At 45.1% G+C, this 20452-nt stretch carries 16 protein-coding genes; 7 read left to right on the forward strand and 9 right to left on the reverse strand.

From position 1 onward, the window contains the following. Positions 1–19: 19 nt before the first annotated feature. The 3 genes from I3248_RS04735 to pheA form a co-directional block, all read right to left on the reverse strand. Positions 20–2371: a bifunctional prephenate dehydrogenase/3-phosphoshikimate 1-carboxyvinyltransferase gene (locus I3248_RS04735; protein ID WP_238062726.1), complete on the reverse strand. Its 2352-nt coding sequence runs from the start codon at positions 2369–2371 to the stop codon at positions 20–22. A gap of 172 nt (positions 2372–2543) precedes the next feature. Further along, the gene (hisC, locus tag I3248_RS04740) at positions 2544–3671 is read right to left on the reverse strand and encodes a histidinol-phosphate transaminase (protein WP_238062727.1); all 1128 of its coding nucleotides are present in this window, start codon (positions 3669–3671) and stop codon (positions 2544–2546) included. Positions 3672–3735: 64 nt separating this feature from the next. Beyond that, positions 3736–4875 carry a prephenate dehydratase gene (pheA, locus tag I3248_RS04745; RefSeq protein ID WP_025646925.1) on the reverse strand — a complete coding sequence of 380 codons (1140 nt, stop codon included), beginning with the start codon at positions 4873–4875 and terminating at the stop codon, positions 3736–3738. A 480-nt stretch (positions 4876–5355) separates the two neighbouring features. Between pheA and I3248_RS04750 the strand changes: the two genes are divergently transcribed. Then, entirely contained in the window at positions 5356–6294 is a 939-nt protein-coding gene (locus I3248_RS04750; protein WP_238062728.1) for a transaldolase, read from the forward strand. Between the two features lie 110 nt (positions 6295–6404). On the opposite strand, the gene I3248_RS04755 is transcribed toward I3248_RS04750, so the two are convergent. Then, the gene (locus I3248_RS04755; RefSeq protein WP_238062729.1) at positions 6405–6974 is read right to left on the reverse strand and encodes an adenine phosphoribosyltransferase; all 570 of its coding nucleotides are present in this window, start codon (positions 6972–6974) and stop codon (positions 6405–6407) included. Between the two features lie 282 nt (positions 6975–7256). Here I3248_RS04755 and I3248_RS04760 point away from each other — a divergent pair, with 282 nt between their 5' ends. After that, on the forward strand, positions 7257–7421 hold the full coding sequence (locus I3248_RS04760) for a rubredoxin (protein WP_025646921.1): 165 nt from the start codon (positions 7257–7259) through the stop codon (positions 7419–7421). Positions 7422–7697: 276 nt separating this feature from the next. Beyond that, positions 7698–8588, forward strand: a complete 891-nt coding sequence (locus tag I3248_RS04765; RefSeq protein WP_051397510.1) for an alpha/beta hydrolase — start codon at positions 7698–7700, stop codon at positions 8586–8588. A 108-nt stretch (positions 8589–8696) separates the two neighbouring features. Here I3248_RS04765 and I3248_RS04770 read toward each other — a convergent pair whose 3' ends face one another. After that, positions 8697–9686: a WG repeat-containing protein gene (locus tag I3248_RS04770; RefSeq protein WP_238062730.1), complete on the reverse strand. Its 990-nt coding sequence runs from the start codon at positions 9684–9686 to the stop codon at positions 8697–8699. A gap of 296 nt (positions 9687–9982) precedes the next feature. Here I3248_RS04770 and I3248_RS04775 point away from each other — a divergent pair, with 296 nt between their 5' ends. Next, on the forward strand, positions 9983–10912 hold the full coding sequence (locus tag I3248_RS04775) for a DMT family transporter (RefSeq protein WP_238062731.1): 930 nt from the start codon (positions 9983–9985) through the stop codon (positions 10910–10912). A gap of 75 nt (positions 10913–10987) precedes the next feature. On the opposite strand, the gene I3248_RS04780 is transcribed toward I3248_RS04775, so the two are convergent. Then, positions 10988–12388, reverse strand: coding sequence for a solute carrier family 23 protein (locus tag I3248_RS04780; protein WP_238062732.1), 1401 nt, complete (start codon positions 12386–12388; stop codon positions 10988–10990). A gap of 548 nt (positions 12389–12936) precedes the next feature. On the opposite strand from I3248_RS04780, the gene I3248_RS04785 reads away from it, so the two are divergent. Continuing rightward, positions 12937–14370, forward strand: coding sequence for an L-serine ammonia-lyase (locus I3248_RS04785; protein ID WP_238062733.1), 1434 nt, complete (start codon positions 12937–12939; stop codon positions 14368–14370). Positions 14371–14531: 161 nt separating this feature from the next. On the opposite strand, the gene I3248_RS04790 is transcribed toward I3248_RS04785, so the two are convergent. The 3 genes from I3248_RS04790 to xthA form a co-directional block, all read right to left on the reverse strand. After that, a complete protein-coding gene (locus I3248_RS04790; RefSeq protein WP_025646915.1) occupies positions 14532–14930 on the reverse strand; it encodes a DUF4377 domain-containing protein in 399 nt (132 codons plus the stop codon). Positions 14931–15216: 286 nt separating this feature from the next. Then, positions 15217–16452, reverse strand: a complete 1236-nt coding sequence (argJ, locus tag I3248_RS04795) for a bifunctional glutamate N-acetyltransferase/amino-acid acetyltransferase ArgJ (protein ID WP_238062734.1) — start codon at positions 16450–16452, stop codon at positions 15217–15219. A 64-nt stretch (positions 16453–16516) separates the two neighbouring features. Continuing rightward, the gene (gene xthA / locus I3248_RS04800) at positions 16517–17338 is read right to left on the reverse strand and encodes an exodeoxyribonuclease III (RefSeq protein WP_238062735.1); all 822 of its coding nucleotides are present in this window, start codon (positions 17336–17338) and stop codon (positions 16517–16519) included. A 401-nt stretch (positions 17339–17739) separates the two neighbouring features. On the opposite strand from xthA, the gene I3248_RS04805 reads away from it, so the two are divergent. Further along, positions 17740–18342, forward strand: a complete 603-nt coding sequence (locus I3248_RS04805; RefSeq protein ID WP_238062736.1) for an acyl-CoA thioesterase — start codon at positions 17740–17742, stop codon at positions 18340–18342. A 370-nt stretch (positions 18343–18712) separates the two neighbouring features. Further along, positions 18713–20425 carry an AMP-binding protein gene (locus I3248_RS04810; RefSeq protein WP_238062737.1) on the forward strand — a complete coding sequence of 571 codons (1713 nt, stop codon included), beginning with the start codon at positions 18713–18715 and terminating at the stop codon, positions 20423–20425. Positions 20426–20452: the final 27 nt, after the last annotated feature.

Genomic DNA, 20452 nt, shown 5'->3' on the forward strand with positions numbered 1-20452 from the left:
TAATAAAATATAGCAAGCTTTAGGCGTTATCAGTTTCAGCGCCTTTATCTACCTCAATAGACATACCTACTTGATTGGCGAGCTCTGCAAAACCTGGGAAGCTGGTATTCACCGTCTCCACGCCTTCGATAATGATTTGCTTGGAGGCACGCAGGCTCGCAACCGCAAAGCTCATCGCGATACGGTGATCGTGATGCGAGGTAATATGACCACCGCCAAAGATAGGCTGCTGGTTATCAATCTCATCGCTTTGACCTTGTGTGCCCTTGCCCTCAATGATTAGCCCATCTTCAGTTACGGTGCAGTCAATCCCTAAGGTTTGTAAGCCATCGGCCATGACCGCGATACGATCAGACTCTTTTACTCTTAGCTCTTTAGCACCTGTTAATACGGTACGACCCTTTGCACAGCTGGCAGCGACAAATAATACTGGGAACTCATCGATTGCCAGTGGCACTAAGTGCTCAGGTATCTCAATGCCTTGTAGGTTTGAGGAGCGAATAGTAATATCAGCGACGGGCTCGCCGCCAACATGAGTTTCATTGCTTAGACTGATATCTACATTCATCAGCTTTAGGATATCGATAACGCCAGTGCGCGTTGGGTTGATACCCACTTGACTCAACGTCAGCTCGCTACCTTGACTGATCGCTGCCGCCACCATAAAAAATGCCGCTGAAGAGATGTCGGCTGGCACGGCGATATCGCCAGCGGTTAACTTACCGCCGCCCTCCACGCTGATACGATTGCCATCGACGCTCACGTCATAACCAAAGGCTGATAGCATACGCTCAGTATGGTCACGGCTGACTTCCGGCTGCGTCACTGTCGTTGTACCTTCACTCCACAGACCAGCTAATAACAAGCAAGACTTGATTTGCGCAGAAGCCACTGGCATCTGATACTCAATACCTTGCAGCGGCTTACCCGCTTTGTCGCGGCCGGTAATACTGAGCGGTGAGGTACCGCTAGTGCCCGTGCTTTGGATGATAGCGCCCATCTGCCGTAGTGGCGAGGCTATACGCTCCATTGGGCGTTTATTGAGGCTCGTATCACCGGTCAGCACGCTATCGAAATCTTGCGCGGCTAAGATACCAGCCAGCAGGCGCATACTGGTGCCAGAGTTGCCCATATAGATAGGTGTCTTGCTCGGCTTTAGCCCATTCATCCCCACGCCATGAATAGTGAGCTTACCGTTGTCTGGCCCTTCGATAGTCACGCCCATATCTCTGAATGCTTGTAGCGTCGCTAACGCATCTTCCCCTTCCAAAAACCCAGTCACGCGCGTGACGCCCTCGGCGATACTACCGAACATGATACTACGGTGCGATATCGACTTGTCACCTGGAATGGTGATCGTACCATTGACGGCATTACTGGTATTAGGAGAAATAATATAAGAAGCTGACATAGCAGAGGTATCCGTATAAGGGGTGCTGGTTAGCATATGACCAAAATGTCGCCGTGCGGCTTGCGCGCGGCCCAAAAGGCCCATCAGGGCAGTTGAATCTTTATCAATAATAAGTTGACGTATATTTTGTAGATAATCGCTGTATTCATCGAGTGCATCGATTATCGCATTTTGATTGGCAAAGAAGATATCATGCCACATCTTAGGGTCACTCGCCGCGATACGGGTAAAGTCGCGAAAACCGCCAGCGGCATAGCGAAACATATTTAAATTGTCATCGTGGCTGGCCAGCTGATCGACTAGATTATAAGCCAATAAATGCGGTAAATGACTGGTATGCGCCAGCACCGCATCATGATGCTGAGCGTCCATCGACATCACACTTGCCCCGACCGACTCCCATAACTGCCGCAACTTAGTGATAGCTGACTCATCGGTGCTCGCTAATGGACAAATAATGACGCTATGGTTAATAAATAAATCGCTGCGGCGGGCATGATAGCCTGAGTTCTCAGCGCCAGCAATTGGATGCGCAGGTACCAATCCAGTAGGCAAGCCCTTTCGTGAAGTCGCAAAAACATCGTTAGCAGCGGCGATGACATTGGCTTTGGTGCTACAAACATCGCTGATCACACAGTCATAGGCAAGTATACCGCTCTGCATTGCCGCTTTAATCTCAGTGAATGCCGCTGATACCGCTTGCACTGGGATGGCGATAACGATCAAATCAGAGCCACTCACGACTTGGGCTAGAGAGCTACCGCCAGCATCGAGCAAACCCTGATCAAGAGCGGCGCTGATGCTCGGCTGATGCTTATCGACAGCGACTAGGCGTTTGCTTAGGCTATTATCTTTAATCGCTTGCGCAAGACTAGCCCCAATCAGCCCTAGACCTATGATACAGACTTGCTCAAATAACGGCTCTGTAGTGAGATGGTTTGTGGATTTTAGATAGCTCATGGATCTCTTATTATAGGTATCTTATTATATGTATCTTACAAATTGATCTAGTGTCTCGGCTAAAGCGTATTGAGCAGTCATCATAAAGCATATCAAATCTTCAACCCGGCCTAGTTTAATACCGACTAGATGGAATAACTAATAGATATAAATGAGTGACTATTAAAAGGAGTCACTCTGCATTTAAGATAGATTTTAAAGTATCAATCAAGCGTGTATTATCTTCTGCTAAGCCTACGGTAATTCGTAACCAATCCTCTAGACCATAGCCTTTTAAAGGCCGTACAATCACCCCTTGCTCTAATAACGCTTGGTTAATATCAGCCGCACCTTCTATTTTTAGCATAATAAAATTGGCATATGATTTGATAAATTCAAGTCCTAGCGCATCAAACTGCTTCTCAAGCCAGCGCATTTGTCCGGCGTTGATTTTTCGCACTTCGCTAATAAAGCTTTGATCCGTTAGTGCCGCTGCTGCTGCCGCAAGAGCGATACGGCTAACATTAAATGGCTGGCGAATACGGTTGAGCAAATCCGCCACTAGCGGCGAGCTGAGCGCATAGCCGACACGTAGGCCGGCTAAGCCATAAGCTTTGGAGAAAGTACGTACTATCACCACATTATCAAACTCGTCTAATAGCGCCCGATTATTACTCTCAGGACTATACTCGATATAGGCTTCGTCTAGTACCACTAATACTGAAGCTGGCATGCTTGCGATAAACTCGCGTAGCGCCTCGCTATCTAATAAAGTGCCCGTTGGGTTATTGGGATTGGCGATGAATACGATCTTGGTATTGGCATTATCTAGGACAGCTTGACGCATCGCTTTTAGATCATGACCAAAACGCTTCGCTGGTACCTCAATACCAGTCGCGCCCTGCATCTTCGCTAGCATCGAATACACCACAAACCCGTACTGACTATAGACGATCGCATCATCAGCACCGACGAAGCTTCGCGCTAAGATATCGAGCAAGTCATTAGAGCCATTGCCTAAAGTGATGCTATCGATACTCATATCGGTAAAGTCTGACAGCGCTTGCTTGAGATAATAGCCATTACCATCCGGATAACGCGCCAACTGACTTAACTGCTCCGTTATCGCTAAAGTCACCTTTGGTGAGCAGCCCATAGGGTTCTCATTACTTGCCAGCTTGACCACATCTGAGACGCCATATTCACGCGTCAGCTCTTCTACCGGCTTACCCGTTTGATAAGGTGCTAGCTCCATTATACTCTTGTAGGCTGGCGTTAGTGGCTGAAGCGTCTTAGCTTGCAAGTTTTTGGAGGATGGCATGGCTTTGTCCTTTTTTACGCTGACTCAAATAGATATCTTGTTACGAATGACCACACTCTATATCTTAAAGCACCGCTTTTGGATAAGAGCCCAAGATGCGCACGTCTTTGACCAATGGACGTATATCAGCGATAGCGGCGCTGACGTTAGGACTATCAATATGGCCTTCCATATCGATAAAGAACACATACGCCCACTTGTTCGGGCGCTCAGGACGGGTTTCAATGCTGGTCATCGACACACCATGATAGGACATCGGCTTAAGTATTTCGATCAAGGCACCGGCTTTGTCATGAGCGGAGACCACAATAGAGGTCTTGTCTTGGCCTGATGGCGCGATAGCTTCGTGGCCGATGACTAAGAAGCGCGTGGTATTGCTCGGGTTGTCTTCGATATTCGAGTACAGCTTATGCAGATCATATTCAGCGACTGCCACATCCCCGGCAATAGCGGCTGAATGCCATTCGTTCTTTAGGCGGCGAGCGGCTTCACCATTACTTGAGACGGCCACACGCTCGACACTAGGATAGTTGACATCGAGCCAATGACGACACTGCGCGAGGGACTGTTGATGCGAATAGATACGGCTGATACTGTCGATCTTAGTATGCTCAGCGACCAAGAAGTTTTGATGAATCGGCAGCTCAACCTCGCCGATGATCTTCAGCGATGAGGATAAGAATCCGTCTAAAGTATGATTCACCACCCCTTCAGAGGAGTTTTCGACAGGTACGACGCCATACATCGCTGTACCCGCTTCGACTTCACGAAACACATCGGTAATCGTAGTCAGCGGCATAGTGTCCGCCGCTTTGCCAAAGTGTTTTAATGCAGCCGCATGAGTGAAAGTGCCAAGCGGTCCCAAAAAGGCAATACGCTGCGGCGCTTCTAAATCTAGACAGACCGACATAATCTCACGAAACAGACGCGCCATTTTTTCATCAGAGATAGGCCCCTCGTTACGCGCCATCACCGCTTTTAGTACTTGCGCTTCACGCTCAGGACGATAAAAGATAGGATGGCTATCGGACTTTTGCTCCGCTAGATGCTCTTTTTTAGCCACCGCTACTTTTTGGGCTAATTTTGCTCGATTATTAATCAGTTTATGAATCTCATTATCCACTGCGTCTATGTCTTGACGCAGCTGATTCAAAAGCTGTTGATCGGTTGCAGCGCCGCTGACATCAGTACTTACTGACGTCATATTGTCTGGTTTTTGCTCTGCCGGCGACTTACTCATATCCTGTATCCTTTTTGAAACGGTTAACGTTTGCTATATTGAAGAAAGCTAACGTCTAAATCTAGTGATTATCGCTTGATTCTAAATTTAGTCATTCACTTTTTATTATTGATGTTTGGTTATTATTAATATTCGATTATCATTGATGACCTATCGGCTCTATTATCCGCTTTACTCATAAAAGAATCGGCCAATAAGGCAGGTAAACGATGGATCGCTCCTACTATAGCAAAAACTGCTGACAGTGCCCATGCAAAATAGCTATCAATAGCTGAAATAAAGTAAATGAGGTCATAGCTTTTTGTGGTATGCGCCTTATCATAAGAAATACTCGCAATCGCTATGACTAGCAGTAACCCCACAAGCAAATCTGTGTTAGAGTCTTAAAGACAATCTACGAGTAACCCCAAGGTTTAACCCTTATTATAATGACAAGGATATTTAATGAGCGCATTACAACAGCTTCGCACTATGACTACTATTGTCGCTGACACTGGCGATCTAGCCGCTATTGAGCGTCTCAAGCCTATCGATGCGACCACCAATCCAAGCCTCATCACCAAAGCGCTGATTCACCCTGATAATCAATCGATGCTAGCAGAAACGATGAGTCGTCAGCAAGGTGATGTCGATGCCGTTATCGATGCCTTAACGATCCAAATCGGCTGTAGTATTTTAGAGCTTATCGAAGGCCGGGTATCGACTGAGGTAGACGCACGCTTGTCTTATGATACTCAGGCCACTATCGATAAGGCTTTGGAGTATATAGAGGCTTATCAAAAGGCAGGAGTTGACTCAGATCGAGTACTCATCAAGATGGCAGCAACTTGGCAAGGTATTGAAGCGGCCCGCTATCTTGAAACTCAGAACATACACTGTAATCTCACCTTGCTATTTGGTCAGCATCAAGCAATTGCATGTGCTGATGCTGGTGTCACGCTGATATCGCCATTCGTTGGACGTATCTTAGACTGGCAAAAACGCCAACAAAATCGCCAAAACGTCCCTGTCGCCGATGATATGGGCGTGCAATCGGTCAAGCTTATTTATCAGTACTACAAACAACACGGTTATCAGACGCAGGTAATGGGCGCAAGTTTCCGCTCGGTAGAGCAAATATTAGCCTTGGCGGGCTGTGATTTGTTGACTATCGCGCCAAACTTAATAGATGAGCTTGCCAACATGGATGTCGAGGTCATCCGCCAGCTCTCGCCCACGATGTCGACGGATCTAGATGCTATGAGTAAAGTCAGTTTAACCCATGAAGAGTTCAGCGCCGCCTATCAAAACGATAAAGTGACCCAAGATCTATTACCAAAAGGTATTGATGGCTTTATTAGCGCTCGTGAAGAGTTGGCGCAAGCATTAGCAGCTATGCGTTAGTTCAAGTAGATAATCCAAACAAACTGAATCACCCAAAAAGCGCTCTATTTCGAGCGCTTTTTTATGTAAATACTTGTTTTGCAATATCAATACTTGCTTTGAAAGTCTACTCAGGCTTTTAAGACCGTATAAACCGGCACTGGGAACTCGCCATGCAAGTCGACTAAGTCTAATAATACCAGCGCCCCTACCACATTATGATCCGCGGCTTTGCACAGCTCATAGGCGGTGCGCAAAGTGCCCCCAGTGGCCAAAATATCATCAACCAAGAGTAAACGCTCAGGGGGCAAGTTACTTTGCATCTCAAGCGTATCTTTACCGTACTCTAGCGCATAAGCCTTATTAGCAACTGGTGGTGGCAGCTTGCCGGGTTTACGAAGTAGTATCATGCCTTTACCTAAGCGGCCTGCTAGTAAGCTTGCAAAGACAAAGCCGCGCGCCTCAACTGCTCCTAAGCAGTCCACCTCATCCATGAGACCCTCTGGCAATGCCGCTAACAGTGCATCAATTACCTCATCAATATGACTGCGCAGTAAAGGGGTGATATCATAAAAGTCTATACCTGGCTTAGGAAAGTTGGGTACAGTACGAATAATTTGCCAAAGCGGATGCTCTTTATTGATGACAGTAGTGTCGTTAGGAGCAGTCTTAGCAGATGATGTCGCTTTTGTAGCGCTCATAAAAGTCCTTATAGGATAAAAATATAGAGATTATAACCAAAATTTAGCGGTCATCATAATCGCTCGTTATAGTAGCATAATTGCTGTACTAACAGTGATGACAGCTAAAAATGACGGCAGCTTCACTATTGAATATAGCGATAGGGCTTTAATAAAGGCATACTTATCTCAATATACAAGTGTAAACTTAAATGAGCTAAGCGGCGATATATGCTACACTACGCGCGCTTAGATCGTCTTAAAACCCTAATGATAAATGAGCAATGATAGATAGGATTATGTATGAAACGTTATGAATGTATCGTCTGTGGCTGGATCTATGATGAAGAGCTGGGCTGTCCTGAAGAAGGTATTGCCCCTGGTACCCGCTGGGAAGATGTTCCTGATGACTGGATCTGCCCTGAATGCGGTGTGGGCAAGCTTGATTTTGAGATGGCAGAGTTTTAGAGCTAGTACCTTGATAACTAGGTAACTTGGACCCTCTAAATAGGACACTTTATGACGAATTCAAACTCTTCTGATACAGATAGCAGCGTTGATAGTAATATGAACGAACATCGTGTCAACGCTAGTCACAGCATGGCTAGTGACGACACTACTAATCATGACGCGGCCAATACTGCTGCTACTAAAAAACAAGTGCAGTATCCGACTTCAGACTGGCAGAAATTCGGTGAGCATCACTGGACACCCTCAGATCTGAGTAAAGATCTGTATCAAACAATGATAGATATTGGCGATGGTATCGAGCTTTGCGTCGAAGCTGGCGGCAACCCTGATAATCCGCCACTGCTAATGATCATGGGCTTAGGCTCACAAATGATCTTTTGGCCCAATAGCTTTATAAAAAGGCTCATTGACGCCGGCTTCTTTGTGATACGTTTTGATAATCGGGATATTGGGCTGTCCTCGAAAGTGCAGATTGATGGGTTACCACGCGTCAATCAGCTAAAGATGATGTTTCGTCTGCAGGCGGGTCTATCCAATAAAAGTGAGCAAGTCGCTTATAAGCTTACCGATATGGCAGAAGATACTGTGCGTTTGATTAAGGTTTTAAACCTTGGGCGTACGCACCTGATAGGCGCTTCTATGGGCGGTATGATTGCCCAAATTGTCGCCGCGCGTTATCCAAGCTTAGTTGATCGTATGGCTTTGATGTTTACTACGAACAATCGCGCCTTTTTGCGGCCACCGAAACCCAAACAATTATATACCTTAATCAATCGTCCTGAGAGTCACTCTGAGCGCGATATCGTCCGTCATAGTGTTTGGTTTATTAAGACAGTTGGTACGCCTGGGCATATAGATATTCGGGCAGTACGTGAAGTGGCAGAGCTGCGCTATCAGCGTAGCTTTCACCCGCTAGGCACGCTGCAGCAGCTCAATGCTATTTTGGCGTCTGGCTCCATTGCGCGATTTAGTAAAAAAGTAAAAGCGCCAACTATCGTTATGCATGGTAGCGCCGATGGGCTCTTGCCTGCATCGCAAGGCAAAGTAGTGGCTAAGACTATCCCTAATGCCAAATTTTATCTAATAGATGGTATGGGTCATGACATTCCAGCTTACTATCAGCCTTATATGGTTGATCTGATTCGTAATCATCTTTTAGGGTAACTCATATTGCTAACGGCCTGATTTTTTAACAAAAAAAGCGGCGTATTATCTAATAATGCGCCGCTTTATTCATTTAATCTTGCTCATTTCTACTTTGGGGACTATTCATCAATCACAGCCAACATTGGTGCCTGCTTTATCAATACACATCTTATCGCCATTTTGTAGACTACCAATCCAAGCTTTTCCTTGCTTAAAGACAAAAGAAGGCGCTTCTCGATAGCTGCCACTGCTCGCTACGCCCTCCTCCTCAAAACGAAAAGGAATCACCAGCTCCCCGCCTAAATTGACAAAACCCCATTTACCGTCGATACGTACGCCTGCTAGACCTTCAGAAAAAGGACGCACGGCATCAAACGAATAGGTAATCATAGTAATATTACGATCATCGACAAAGCCCCATTTACCATCGCGCTGATCGGCTTGCAAAGTAGTAAATGATGCGCGGTTAACAGCCGCAGTATCGTTATTTGTGTCGTTAGCATTATTTTTAGCACTGACAGGACTGGGGTCTGAAATAGTATTACCATTTTTATCGAGCCAGCTGATGGCTTGACCTTTACGCACCCGCGCTTTACCGCCCTTATAATTATCGATATCGCTGATAGAGGCAGAAAACGGCACTATGATGTTGTTCGCTGTATCTATAACGCCATATTTACCGCCTTTTTTGACCACGATGCGGCCATCTGTTGCCGCGCGCGCCCAGCCAGATGATTCACCCAATTTATCATAGATCAGTGGCACCACTTCGCGTCCTTTCATATTCACATAACCAACCTTGTTACTACGCTGCACAGGTATCAATCCGCCCGCTAGCTTGTCGGCGTCTACCTGCTGATAGCGCGACAAATCAACGACCCGCTTACCTTGCTTGTTAATTAAAGCAACTGGTGCACCAAAATCTTTAATCGCTAAAAAATAACGACTATTGGCAGTGCAAGAGACGTTTTTGTAATAGCTTTTGGGTAACTTACAGCTCGCCGCTTGTGCGCTTGGTATAACGAGCATTAGGCCAGCCGACATTAGCAGTCCCGTGGCGAGGTACCGAGCGGTCAGTGCAGGTAGCGTATTGAGCGTAGATCTAAGTAGTGACATAGATAATGTATATACCAGTAAGTTATTAACAAAGGTTTGAATAGCGTTTTTGATTGCTCATAAGGCCGAAAACTCATCAAAGGCTTGTTCATTATAAACTGCTAGACCCACAAATAGCGAATAAGGAGTCGGCTATACAAAATTATCGTTATGCCATTTAGATTTTCAGCCAAAAGGTATACACTTGTGCTCTTTTTTAGGCTTATATTTTTGTAAGCGCAAAGTCAGTGCACTATCATAGTCGTTTGTAAATCAATCAGACCCATAAGCAGGTCAATAAGTCAGAGGGGAGCTTTATGTCCAATACCAACACGCGTACTGCTACCATTGGCTTGGTCATAGGTTGTATTATTTTTGGTTTAGGTAGCCTTATTGTCGCCCATGTCGATGTCGGAGGCTGGGCGATGTCATTTTGGCGTCTGGCTATCTCGGGGATCGTTTTTGCAGTATTAGCCAAGATAGCCGGACAACGCTTGCCACGCTCGAGACGCGCTATTTTTTATGGGTTATTGTCAGGCGCGTTTTTGGGCTTGGACTTAGCGCTTTGGCATGAGAGTATCTATGCAGTCGGCCCTGGTATCTCAACGCTGCTTAATAGTTTGCAGATTTTCTTTTTGGCGGCGATTGGGTTTTTGTACTTCAATGAGCGCCAGTCTATTTTGCAATTGATTAGTTTATGTTTAGCGATGCTAGGCGTCGCTATGATAGGTAGTCCAGAGTTTGCACAAAATTCTGCGGCGACTTGGGGTTTTATCACTGGTATCGTCTCAGGCGGTATGCTAGCCGCTTCGATGACATTTATTCGTAAGACCCACGATACCGAGCCGACTCCTATACTGATACTAATGCAGCTGGTCAGTATTGGCGGAGTACTGGCGATGATAGTCCCGATGCTTATACTAGATAAAGGTAATATTATTCCCAGCACTTTGTCAGAGGTGGGCTGGATACTGGTCTATGGCGCTGTAATGCAGTGCTTAGCTTGGGGCTTGATTGCCTACTCTATTCCTAAGCTGTCGCTGGCTTTGACCGGATTATTGCTGTTGTCTGAGCCGGTTGCCGCTTTGCTTATTGACTATACTTGGCTAGATAAGCCCATTAATGCTTTGCAATGGATCGGCGCACTACTGACGATGTTGGCTATTTATTTGGGCTCACTAAAGCCCAAACCTCGAGCGCTACGCCGCTATCGGTTTTTTGCGCGGTTTTATAATAAGAAGTATTAGCCTAAAAAAAAGAGCGAGCCTGATAACAGACTCGCCTTTTTATTCTCAATGCTAAAAGCTCTTAAAGATATAAGATCAGTTTTTTTGACGATTAAATAAAGCGTTGAGTATGATGGCAGCTAAAGTGGCGGTACCTATACCGCCCAAATCGAAACTACCGAGCATGAGACTGAAATTACCTGTCCCCATAATGACGGTCACAGCAGCAATAACAAGATTGCTGTTTTTAGTGAAGTCAATATTGTTATCCATCCAAATCTTCAAGCCTGCAATAGTAATCAAACCAAATACGACGATAGAGGCACCGCCTAATAATGCGGCTGGAATGGTCTGAATAATCGCCCCAAACTTAGGCGACATGCCCAGCATCACTGCGACTACCCCAGCAATGACAAATATCGTGGTGCTATAGACTTTAGTGACTGCCATAACGCCAATATTCTCAGCATACGTGGTCACTCCAGTACCGCCAAAGCCGGCCGAGAATGTGGTTGCTAAGCCATCAGCAAGAAATGCCCGGCCCATATAAGGCGTCACTCGCGCTTTGGTCATGCCCTCCACCGCTTTAAAATGACCCAAGTTTTCGGCGACTAAAATAAAAGCCACCGGTGCAATCAAGACAATAGCGCTCATCTCAAAGCGCGGCGTATGAATGCTAGGCAGACCAAACCATGAGGCTGCAGCGACAGTCGTAAAATCAATCGGTGTGCCGTAGCCCATCACGTTAGTAACGATGTAATAGATGACATAAGATAAAATCAGGCCAACTAGTAATAGTAGGCGGCGCAGCATACCGCGCGTAAATACCGCCACGCCACTAATGAGCAGTACTGTCAATGCCGCCATCCAAGCGTCAAACTGATTGGCCGAGACGCCTTGAACAGTGACTGGCGCTAAATTTAGACCGATAATCATCACGATAGCGCCGGTGACGATAGGCGGCATCAAGCTCTCTATCCAGCCCGTACCGGTCTTCATCACCAGTAAGCCCACGAGCGCATAAATGATACCGCAGGCCATGATACCGCCCAAGGCCACATCCAAACCGCTATTGAAACCGGTGCCTGCGTAAGCGGTTACTGCTATGACAGGACCAATAAAAGCGAAGCTTGAGCCCAAATAGCTCGGCATCCGGCCACCGGTAATCACAAAGAACATGATGGTACAGATACCTGACATCAAGATAGCTAGATTGGCGTCAAACCCCATTAATAAAGGTGCCAATACTGTCGCGCCAAACATCGCAAAAGTATGCTGAATACCTAGCAAAATGCTCTTTGATGGTGACAAATATTCATTGATTCCTACTGGGTTACGATCTAAGTCGCCTTGGAACGGACGCCAAGTGGGAAACCATTTGCCATTATCGAAGTCTGGATTATGCGGTATCGTCATAGCATTAGTCTCAATACCTGCAGCCTCTAGTGCATTATGTTCCGATGAGGTTTGCGTCGGTTGTTCTGAAGGGGGTATCATGCGCGTTTCCTATTTGACCCAACTGCGTTGATTTACTTAAAAAAGAAGGATATGGCTTCATTATTGAAAGGTGTTAAGCCCTGTTGACTAGTCATATTAATGATAAATGACATTAATAATAATTAGTTAATCATCGATAGCGAAAGTCTTGCTTTTTTTCGTTAGTCACGTCGATTGATATATGTTCTACTGAGTTGATAATTGGACGCTTTTGGCTTAGAGTTTAAACTCTAAGCCGTTTATTTTATTACAGGATGTTACAGCTGTGTTAGTGCTCAGCATAATAACGGAATTTTATAGCAAAAAAAAGCGCTTATTAGACCCTTTGATATACTGTCTGATTTTCGAGCACTCCCTTATGAAATGGATATTCTGAGATAACAACCCTCAAGTTGTATCCTTGTCTATATTCAAGTATCTATGTTCAAGTATCTATGTTCAAAGCAGCATAATTCTTAATCCTTAAGCAACCTAATATGTGCCTGTCAAATAGACGCTATCTACTGACAAGCTATCGGCTTTATATTTAACCTTTAGAGTATTTACTTATGATTAGTGTTTTTGATTTATTTAAAATTGGTGTCGGCCCTTCAAGCTCACATACTGTGGGCCCTATGGTAGCCGCTAATTTATTTTTATCCGCACTGCGTAAACAGACTAAGCTTGACACAATAAAAAGTATTGAAATCGAGCTTTTTGGCTCTTTAGCCGCTACCGGCAAAGGACACGCGACTGATACCGCTATCTTGCTTGGGTTGCTCGGTCATGCTCCTAGCACCATAGACACCCGGCTTACCAGCCAATATCTGCTACCTATATTTTCAGATAAGACCCTTAATATCGCAGGCGAGCATGAGATTGCTTTTGATGTAGAGCATCATATTCACTGGTATAGTGATACGGTGCTGCCTTATCATCCCAACGCGATGACAATTAGTGCGCGCTTAGCTGACGATAGTCGCTACCAACAAACCTACTATTCAGTCGGAGGCGGTTTTGTAATCAATGAAGAGAACGCCACCAACCCTGATGACGATCATGCGACGCCGACGATAGAAGAGCTCCCCTATCCGTTCAATAGCGCCTCAGAGTTACTTGAGCGCTGCCAAAAGAACGGCTTGAGTATCAGTGAGTTGGTACTAGCTAACGAGTGCCATTATCGTGATAAAGAGGAGGTTCTTGCATACTTAGATTCTATATGGGACTCAATGCAAGACTGCGTAGCTAGAGGCTGTCAAAGTAGTGGTATTTTGCCTGGAGGTCTCGATGTCAAACGCCGTGCCCAAGCCCTATACTTACAGCTGTGCGATGAAAAAGACCGCCCTAGTGCCAAAACAGATAAACTCGCGGCGATGGATTGGATCGATTTATACGCTTTAGCCGTCAACGAAGAGAACGCTAATGGCGGTAATGTCGTGACCGCTCCGACTAACGGCGCAGCAGGTATTATCCCAGCTGTCATGCATTACTACCGCGATTTTCTATCTAGCTATAGCTTGGATGGCGCGCGCAAGTTTTTACTCAATGCCACAGCTATTGGAAGCCTTATTAAACAAAACGCTTCTATCTCAGGCGCTGAAGTCGGCTGCCAAGGCGAAGTTGGCTCTGCTTGCGCGATGGCGGCATCAGCTTTGGCCGAGGTATTAGGTGGCGATCCTGCCAAATGTCTCAATGCTGCTGAGATCGGTATTGAGCATAACCTAGGACTAACTTGCGACCCTATTGGCGGCCTTGTGCAAGTGCCTTGTATCGAGCGCAATGCTATGGGCGCGGTAAAGGCGGTGAATGCGGCGCGCCTTGCCTGCCGCGGCGATGGTCAGCACTTCGTCTCTTTTGACAAAGTGGTTGAGACCATGAAACAAACTGGCGCTGACATGCTTGAGAGCTATAAAGAGACTTCGCGTGCAGGGCTTGCTGTGATTGCAAATAACCGAATTCCCACAGCCAGCCACGGGGTCAGTGTTAAATACAGTCAGTGCTAATTATAGTTAATGCTAAGTCTGCTTAATGCTAATGACAGTTAATGATAAAGCTATCGCTACGCTGACAAAATAATGACCACAAAAAAGCCTCTAAATAATTAGAGGCTTTTTACATTTAATCACGATAAGTTTAGATATGAGTTTTAGTCACCTATCAAAGCTTACTCAGCGTTTTTTGAGATAACTTCGTTTAGATACCATACTGGCTTAACCACACCAGCAGCTTCGTCAGCGACCGCTTCTTGGCGGACGTCTAACATATAGCGGTATCCTGGCTCATAAGTGAAACCTTGGATATTACCGTTAAATGAAGTGAAGTTTCTTTGATGCGCTTGACGAAATTGCAAGCACTCAGACTTAATCACTTCACCTGTGTTTGCAGTGACATCACAAACCGCTTTAGTAGGTGCAATCTCAATCTTTAAGTTAGGAATGTTAACTACTTTAACATTCTGCGCTTCACCTTCGACAACCATAGTACGTTCGTCATTAAGGTCCATAGTAGAACAACCAGCTAAGGCGAAAGTAGTTGCGAATGCTGCTATTGCTAATTTTTTCATGAATAAATCCTCAATTGATATAAATTATGGATAGTTAATAAGTTAACAGCTGTTGATAACACCTATCGATGATAAAAACCAATAGTCTATAAATAGCGCTTAATATAATTTAAGCTTCGTTCATAGCTTCGTTAATTTAGTAACTTATATTGATTATAGTTTTTCAAATCAAAATAATTATAGAGCGAGCACCCATTCTAGCACTATGACTCCTTTGTAACTTAACGTCAAAGTTTGCAACTTTTGTCAACGAACTATTAAACCTGTTAAAAGGTTCTAAATTAAGTTAACTGCGGTAATCAGCGTTGATCTTGACGTAATCGTACGATAAGTCGCAAGTGTAGACCGTATCACTTGCTGTTCCGCGCGCCAAATCGATACCGATAGTAATCTCCGGACGACTCATGACTTTATCCCCATCAGCCTCCTTATAATCCGGTGCAACGCCGCCGTTTTGACAAATCATCACTTCATCTAGATACACATCGACCTGTTCAGTATCTAAGTCTGGGACGCCAGCGTAGCCGACAGCCGCTAATATACGTCCCCAGTTGGCATCACTGGCAAAAAACGCGGTTTTTACCAGTGGTGAGTGCGCCACTGCATAAGCGACATCGCAGCACTCCTGAGTAGTATTACCGCCGGTTACTTTAACCGTCATAAACTTAGTCGCCCCTTCTCCGTCACGGACGATCAATTGTGCTAAGCGTACAAACACCTCAGTCAGTGCAGTAAATAGCGGCTGATAATGAGGATGCTCTGGGCTATCAATCACATCGAGACTCGCCTTGCCTGTCGCTATGAGCACGCAGCAATCATTAGTAGAAGTGTCGCCATCTACAGTGATACGATTAAAAGATTGCTCATTAATTGCGCTTAGCATCTCTTGTAATAGATCAGCACTAATATTAGCGTCAGTGGCGACATAGCCAAGCATCGTCGCCATGTTTGGTCGTATCATGCCCGAGCCTTTAGAGATACCAGTGATGTGATAAGTACTTTTTTTATCGCCCTGAGCTATTTGCACTTTTTGACTGGCAAGCTTCGGCAAAGTATCAGTCGTGCGAATACCGTTGGCAGCAGCGAGCCAGCTATCAGGCGCTAGCTGAGCTAAGGCTTCATCTAAACCTTTGATGACGGCATCGCTATTTAACGGCTCACCGATAACGCCTGTAGAGAACGGCAACACGCTCTCAGTGTCGACCCCTGCCCTAGTAGCAACAGCGGCACAGATATCGCTCGCGCGGCGCTTGCCATCGCTGCCTGTTCCGGCGTTGGCATTGCCAGTATTCGTCACTAGATAACGCGGACTGGCCTGTGCAAAGTGCTCGCGAAGTACTCTGACGGGAGCGGCGCAAAAGGCGTTTTTAGTAGTGACTACCGCAACGCTTGCGCCTTTGGCAATCTCAATGAGGACTAAATCATCACGGTCTTTGTAGCGCACGCCAGCTGCGGTAGCGCTAAGAGTGATGCCATCGATAGGGTATATTGTGTCAGGTACTGCCGTATCTCCAACAGCCATAATGCTTCCTTTATAAGTATGAATTAGGATAAACGCGCTTACTAAAGCTGGTAAAAATCAGCCTCTATTTGCTTAAATCAAAAGCTGACCAAATTGGGGCATGATCTGAGGGCTTCTCCATCGCTCTAAGATCATAGCTGATACCAGCATCTGCGCTCTGGTCAACTAAATCAGGGGTACATAAAATATGGTCGATACGCAGACCGCGTTTGGGATCATCATTGAAGCCGCGACTACGATAGTCAAACCAGCTATAAAAGTCCTCACTATCAGGGTAATGCAAACGATAGGTATCGATTAAATCGCGAGACATCAGCGCCGCGTACCACTCACGCTCCTCTGGTAAAAAGGAGGTTTTTCTGTTTTTTAGCCAGCGCTTAGCGTTTGCCTCGCCAATACCCACATCGATGTCCTCTGGCGCAATATTCATATCACCCATGATAATCAGCGTCCGGCCTTCGGCGATTAACACATCAATATAAGCCGTCAAATCTGCGTAGTAAGCTCTTTTCATCGGGTATTTAATCGGATGATCTTGGCTCTCTCCTTGCGGAAAATAACCATTTAGTACATCAATCTCGCGTCCTTCAAAAACATAGCGCGCGTGGATGAAGCGTTTTTGTGCTTCCTCATCCTCACCCGGGAAGCCTTTTTGAACAAATATAGGGGCAACTTTTGACAATAGTGCCACGCCGTAATGCGCTTTTTGGCCAAAATACTCGACATGATATCCTAAAAATTCGACGTTTTTTAGTGGGAACTGTTCATCATGAACTTTGGTCTCTTGCAACCCCATCACATCGGGGTCAATGATGTCGCGTACCGCCTCAAGCTGATGTTGACGCGCGCGAATACCATTAATATTGAAACTGACAAAACGGACCATACGTTACCCTCTTTATTCATTTTATTATGCTTATGCTAGTTATCATATTAAGCTATTTAGCTATTTAGCTATTTAGCTATTAACTATCCAAGCTTTTAAATAACTGATCTTTCAAATAACTGAGCTTTTATTAATTATAACCGCTAGTTTTGTGATTAGCGTCTAATCGAGCCGTAATCATAACAGAGTTAGTGCGCTATCTGTTGCTTGCTGCCAATCCTTACGCTAAAGTGGCTTTATTAAGAAGTAGCTTTATTAAAAAATATGTCTACTAAGACGAGCCGGTGATTACTATGAGCAAGAGGATAGAGTATTAAACCTTCCTAAACCTTTAGTACTAGGCTCCGCTATTACTTTGCACCTTACTACTTGCGCCTTACTATTTATGACTGAGTAAATTTATGACTACAAAATCTGACAGCGTCCCAGCGATAACAGCAGATCCGTTATTTTCTACTAACTACTCTATATATATCAACCATACAGATGCTGGCGGTATTGTTTATCACGCCAATCATTTGGTGTTTTTTGAGAACTGTCGCCGTGATTGGTTCACCAAACTTAATATTAGCGGCTACTTTTTGCAGACCCAAGAAGGCCATATACAGCATTTTGTCGTGAGCCAAGCGCAGTTGCAATATCATAAGGCCATCTTATTAGACGAAACCATAGAAGTACGTATCGACAAAGTCGAGCTAAAACCAGCTAGCATTATTTTTTATCAAAGCATTCATCGCCGGCCGTCAATACCAACTCAGCATCCAAAACAAGCCAGCTCAGATACTTTATTAAGCAGTGCAAAAATAGTTATCGCTTGCGTGCAAAATCAGCTAAACCCTACTGCCTCTAAAAACTCAGAGCCAGCGGCTACCCTAGCAGACGGCTCATTATCTGGTCAATCGGCTACACAAAATAATCAAACCACTTCTATTAAGCCCGTTCGTGTTCCTAAAAGCCTACGCGACACTATCGAGCAAGCTATCCACGAATACAATAACCGGTGATAGAAGCGGTTCGCAGGCGACTCGGCAAAGATGATTTAGGAGAAATCATGAGTAGCCGCTTGACGTGATATGAGACCCTCGAAAAACTTCGAATCTTCGTTTATTCGCCGTACTTTTAGGCCTGAGCACTTTTTAGAGTAATTGTTACTATACTTTTGAGGTTTTTTTGCCTATTATTTAAAGTTACTAGAAAATGGATGAGCGGTAACATTTGTGACATAAAGTGTATTTAAAGCGGCTAATTACAAACACGAACGGTTAAGTCATCTAAATATTGCTCTATTATCGTCATCCATTGCTATGCTTATTAACTGTCTCATCTTTCATGGAATGATCCAATCAAGACCCTTAAACTTCAAGGACGCAGAAAATGACAATGAATAAACCTTGGCATGCTCGTTATCCCGCTGGTGTACCTAAGACCATTTATCCAGATAATTATGCCAATATCATAGAGCTTTATGAAGAGAGCTTTAGCCGTTATCGCCAGCATCCTATAAGTATCTGTATGGGTGTCACTCATACTTACGGTGACGTCGATGACGCCTCATTAGCTATCGCCGCTTGGTTACAAGGGCAAGGCTTGCCTAGAGGGAGCGTTGTGGCCTTAATGATGCCAAACGTACCGCAGTATCTGCCAACGATGATAGGCATCTTGCGTGCCGGTTATATTTGTACTCCTGTCAACCCTTTATACACTGGCCGCGAGCTGCGCCATCAGCTCAACGATTCTGGCGCAAAAGCTATCTTCTTGGTCGATAACTTCGCACAAGCGCTAGAGCAAGTCGTCGATGAGACCGCTATTAAGCATATCGTACTCTCGAAAATGGGCGATATGATGGGTCTTAAGGGTATCTTAGTCAACACCATCATCCGGCAAGTCAAACGTTTAGTACCCAAATATAAGCTCAATGATCCAAAACATGCCGTCACTAAATTCCCGGATGTGCTCAAAAGAGGCAAAAACATGCCTTTTCAAAAGCCAAAAATGTCTTTGGATCAAAAAGCGTTTTTGCAGTACACCGGCGGTACCACAGGCCTATCAAAAGGCGCCATCTTATCGCAGCGCAATGTCGTAGCGGCTGCTCTACAGTCTGAGGCTTGGACACGCCCTATCACCGGCCAGATCAATGATGTTTATATCAATATGGTGATGGCATTGCCGCTGTATCATATTTTTGCCTTTATGCTGAGTCTGTTAGCGGTACGATCAGGATATACTTTTATTCTCGTTCCTAACCCGCGCGATATTCCTGGGTTTGTGAAGACCTTATCCAAACAGCCGTTTCATATTTTCCCTGCGGTGAATACCTTATTTAAAGGACTGCTGGATAATCCTAATTTTGAAAAATTAGATTTTAGCTCATTAAAGATATCTCAAGCCGGCGGCATGGCTGCGACTCAGCAGACAGCGACGCGCTGGCTTGAAGTGACAGGCTGCCCTATGATTGAAGGTTGGGGTATGACTGAGGGCGTTGCTGTTGGTACTGCCAACGTCATCACTGATCGTAAGTTTAACGGTACTATAGGCGTGCCAGTTCCGGGCGTCGATGTCAGTATTATTGATGAAGACGGCAACCGCGTTGGCTACAATCAAGCTGGTGAGATGTGCATTAAAGGCCCTAATGTCACCTTAGGCTACCTCAATCGAGATAATACAGATGACTTCACCGACGATGGCTATTTCCGTACTGGCGATATCGTTAGTATGGATGAACAAGGCTATGTCAGGTTGCTTGATCGCAAAAAGGATATGATTTTAGTCTCAGGCTTTAATGTATTCCCTAATGAGCTTGAGTCGGTTATGCTCGACTATGAAGGTATCATCGATTGTGCAGTCATTGGTGTGCCTGATGAGCACCAAGGGGAATCTATCAAGATGTACGTCATCCGTAAGGATAGTAATGTCACTAAAGAGATGGTTAAAGACTTTGCCCTTGATAATTTGACTGGTTATAAATGTCCGCGTTATATCGAGTTCGTTGATGAACTGCCAAAATCCAACGTCGGAAAAGTACTCAGACAAAAACTGCGTGAAAAGCACTTAGAAGACAACCGTTCCAAAAATCTTACTCAAACCTAGCCAATATTGACTATTAGATAGGTTTGA

It is taken from the genome of Psychrobacter sp. Ps3 (assembly GCF_022129275.1).
GTDB lineage: Bacteria > Pseudomonadota > Gammaproteobacteria > Pseudomonadales > Moraxellaceae > Psychrobacter > Psychrobacter submarinus.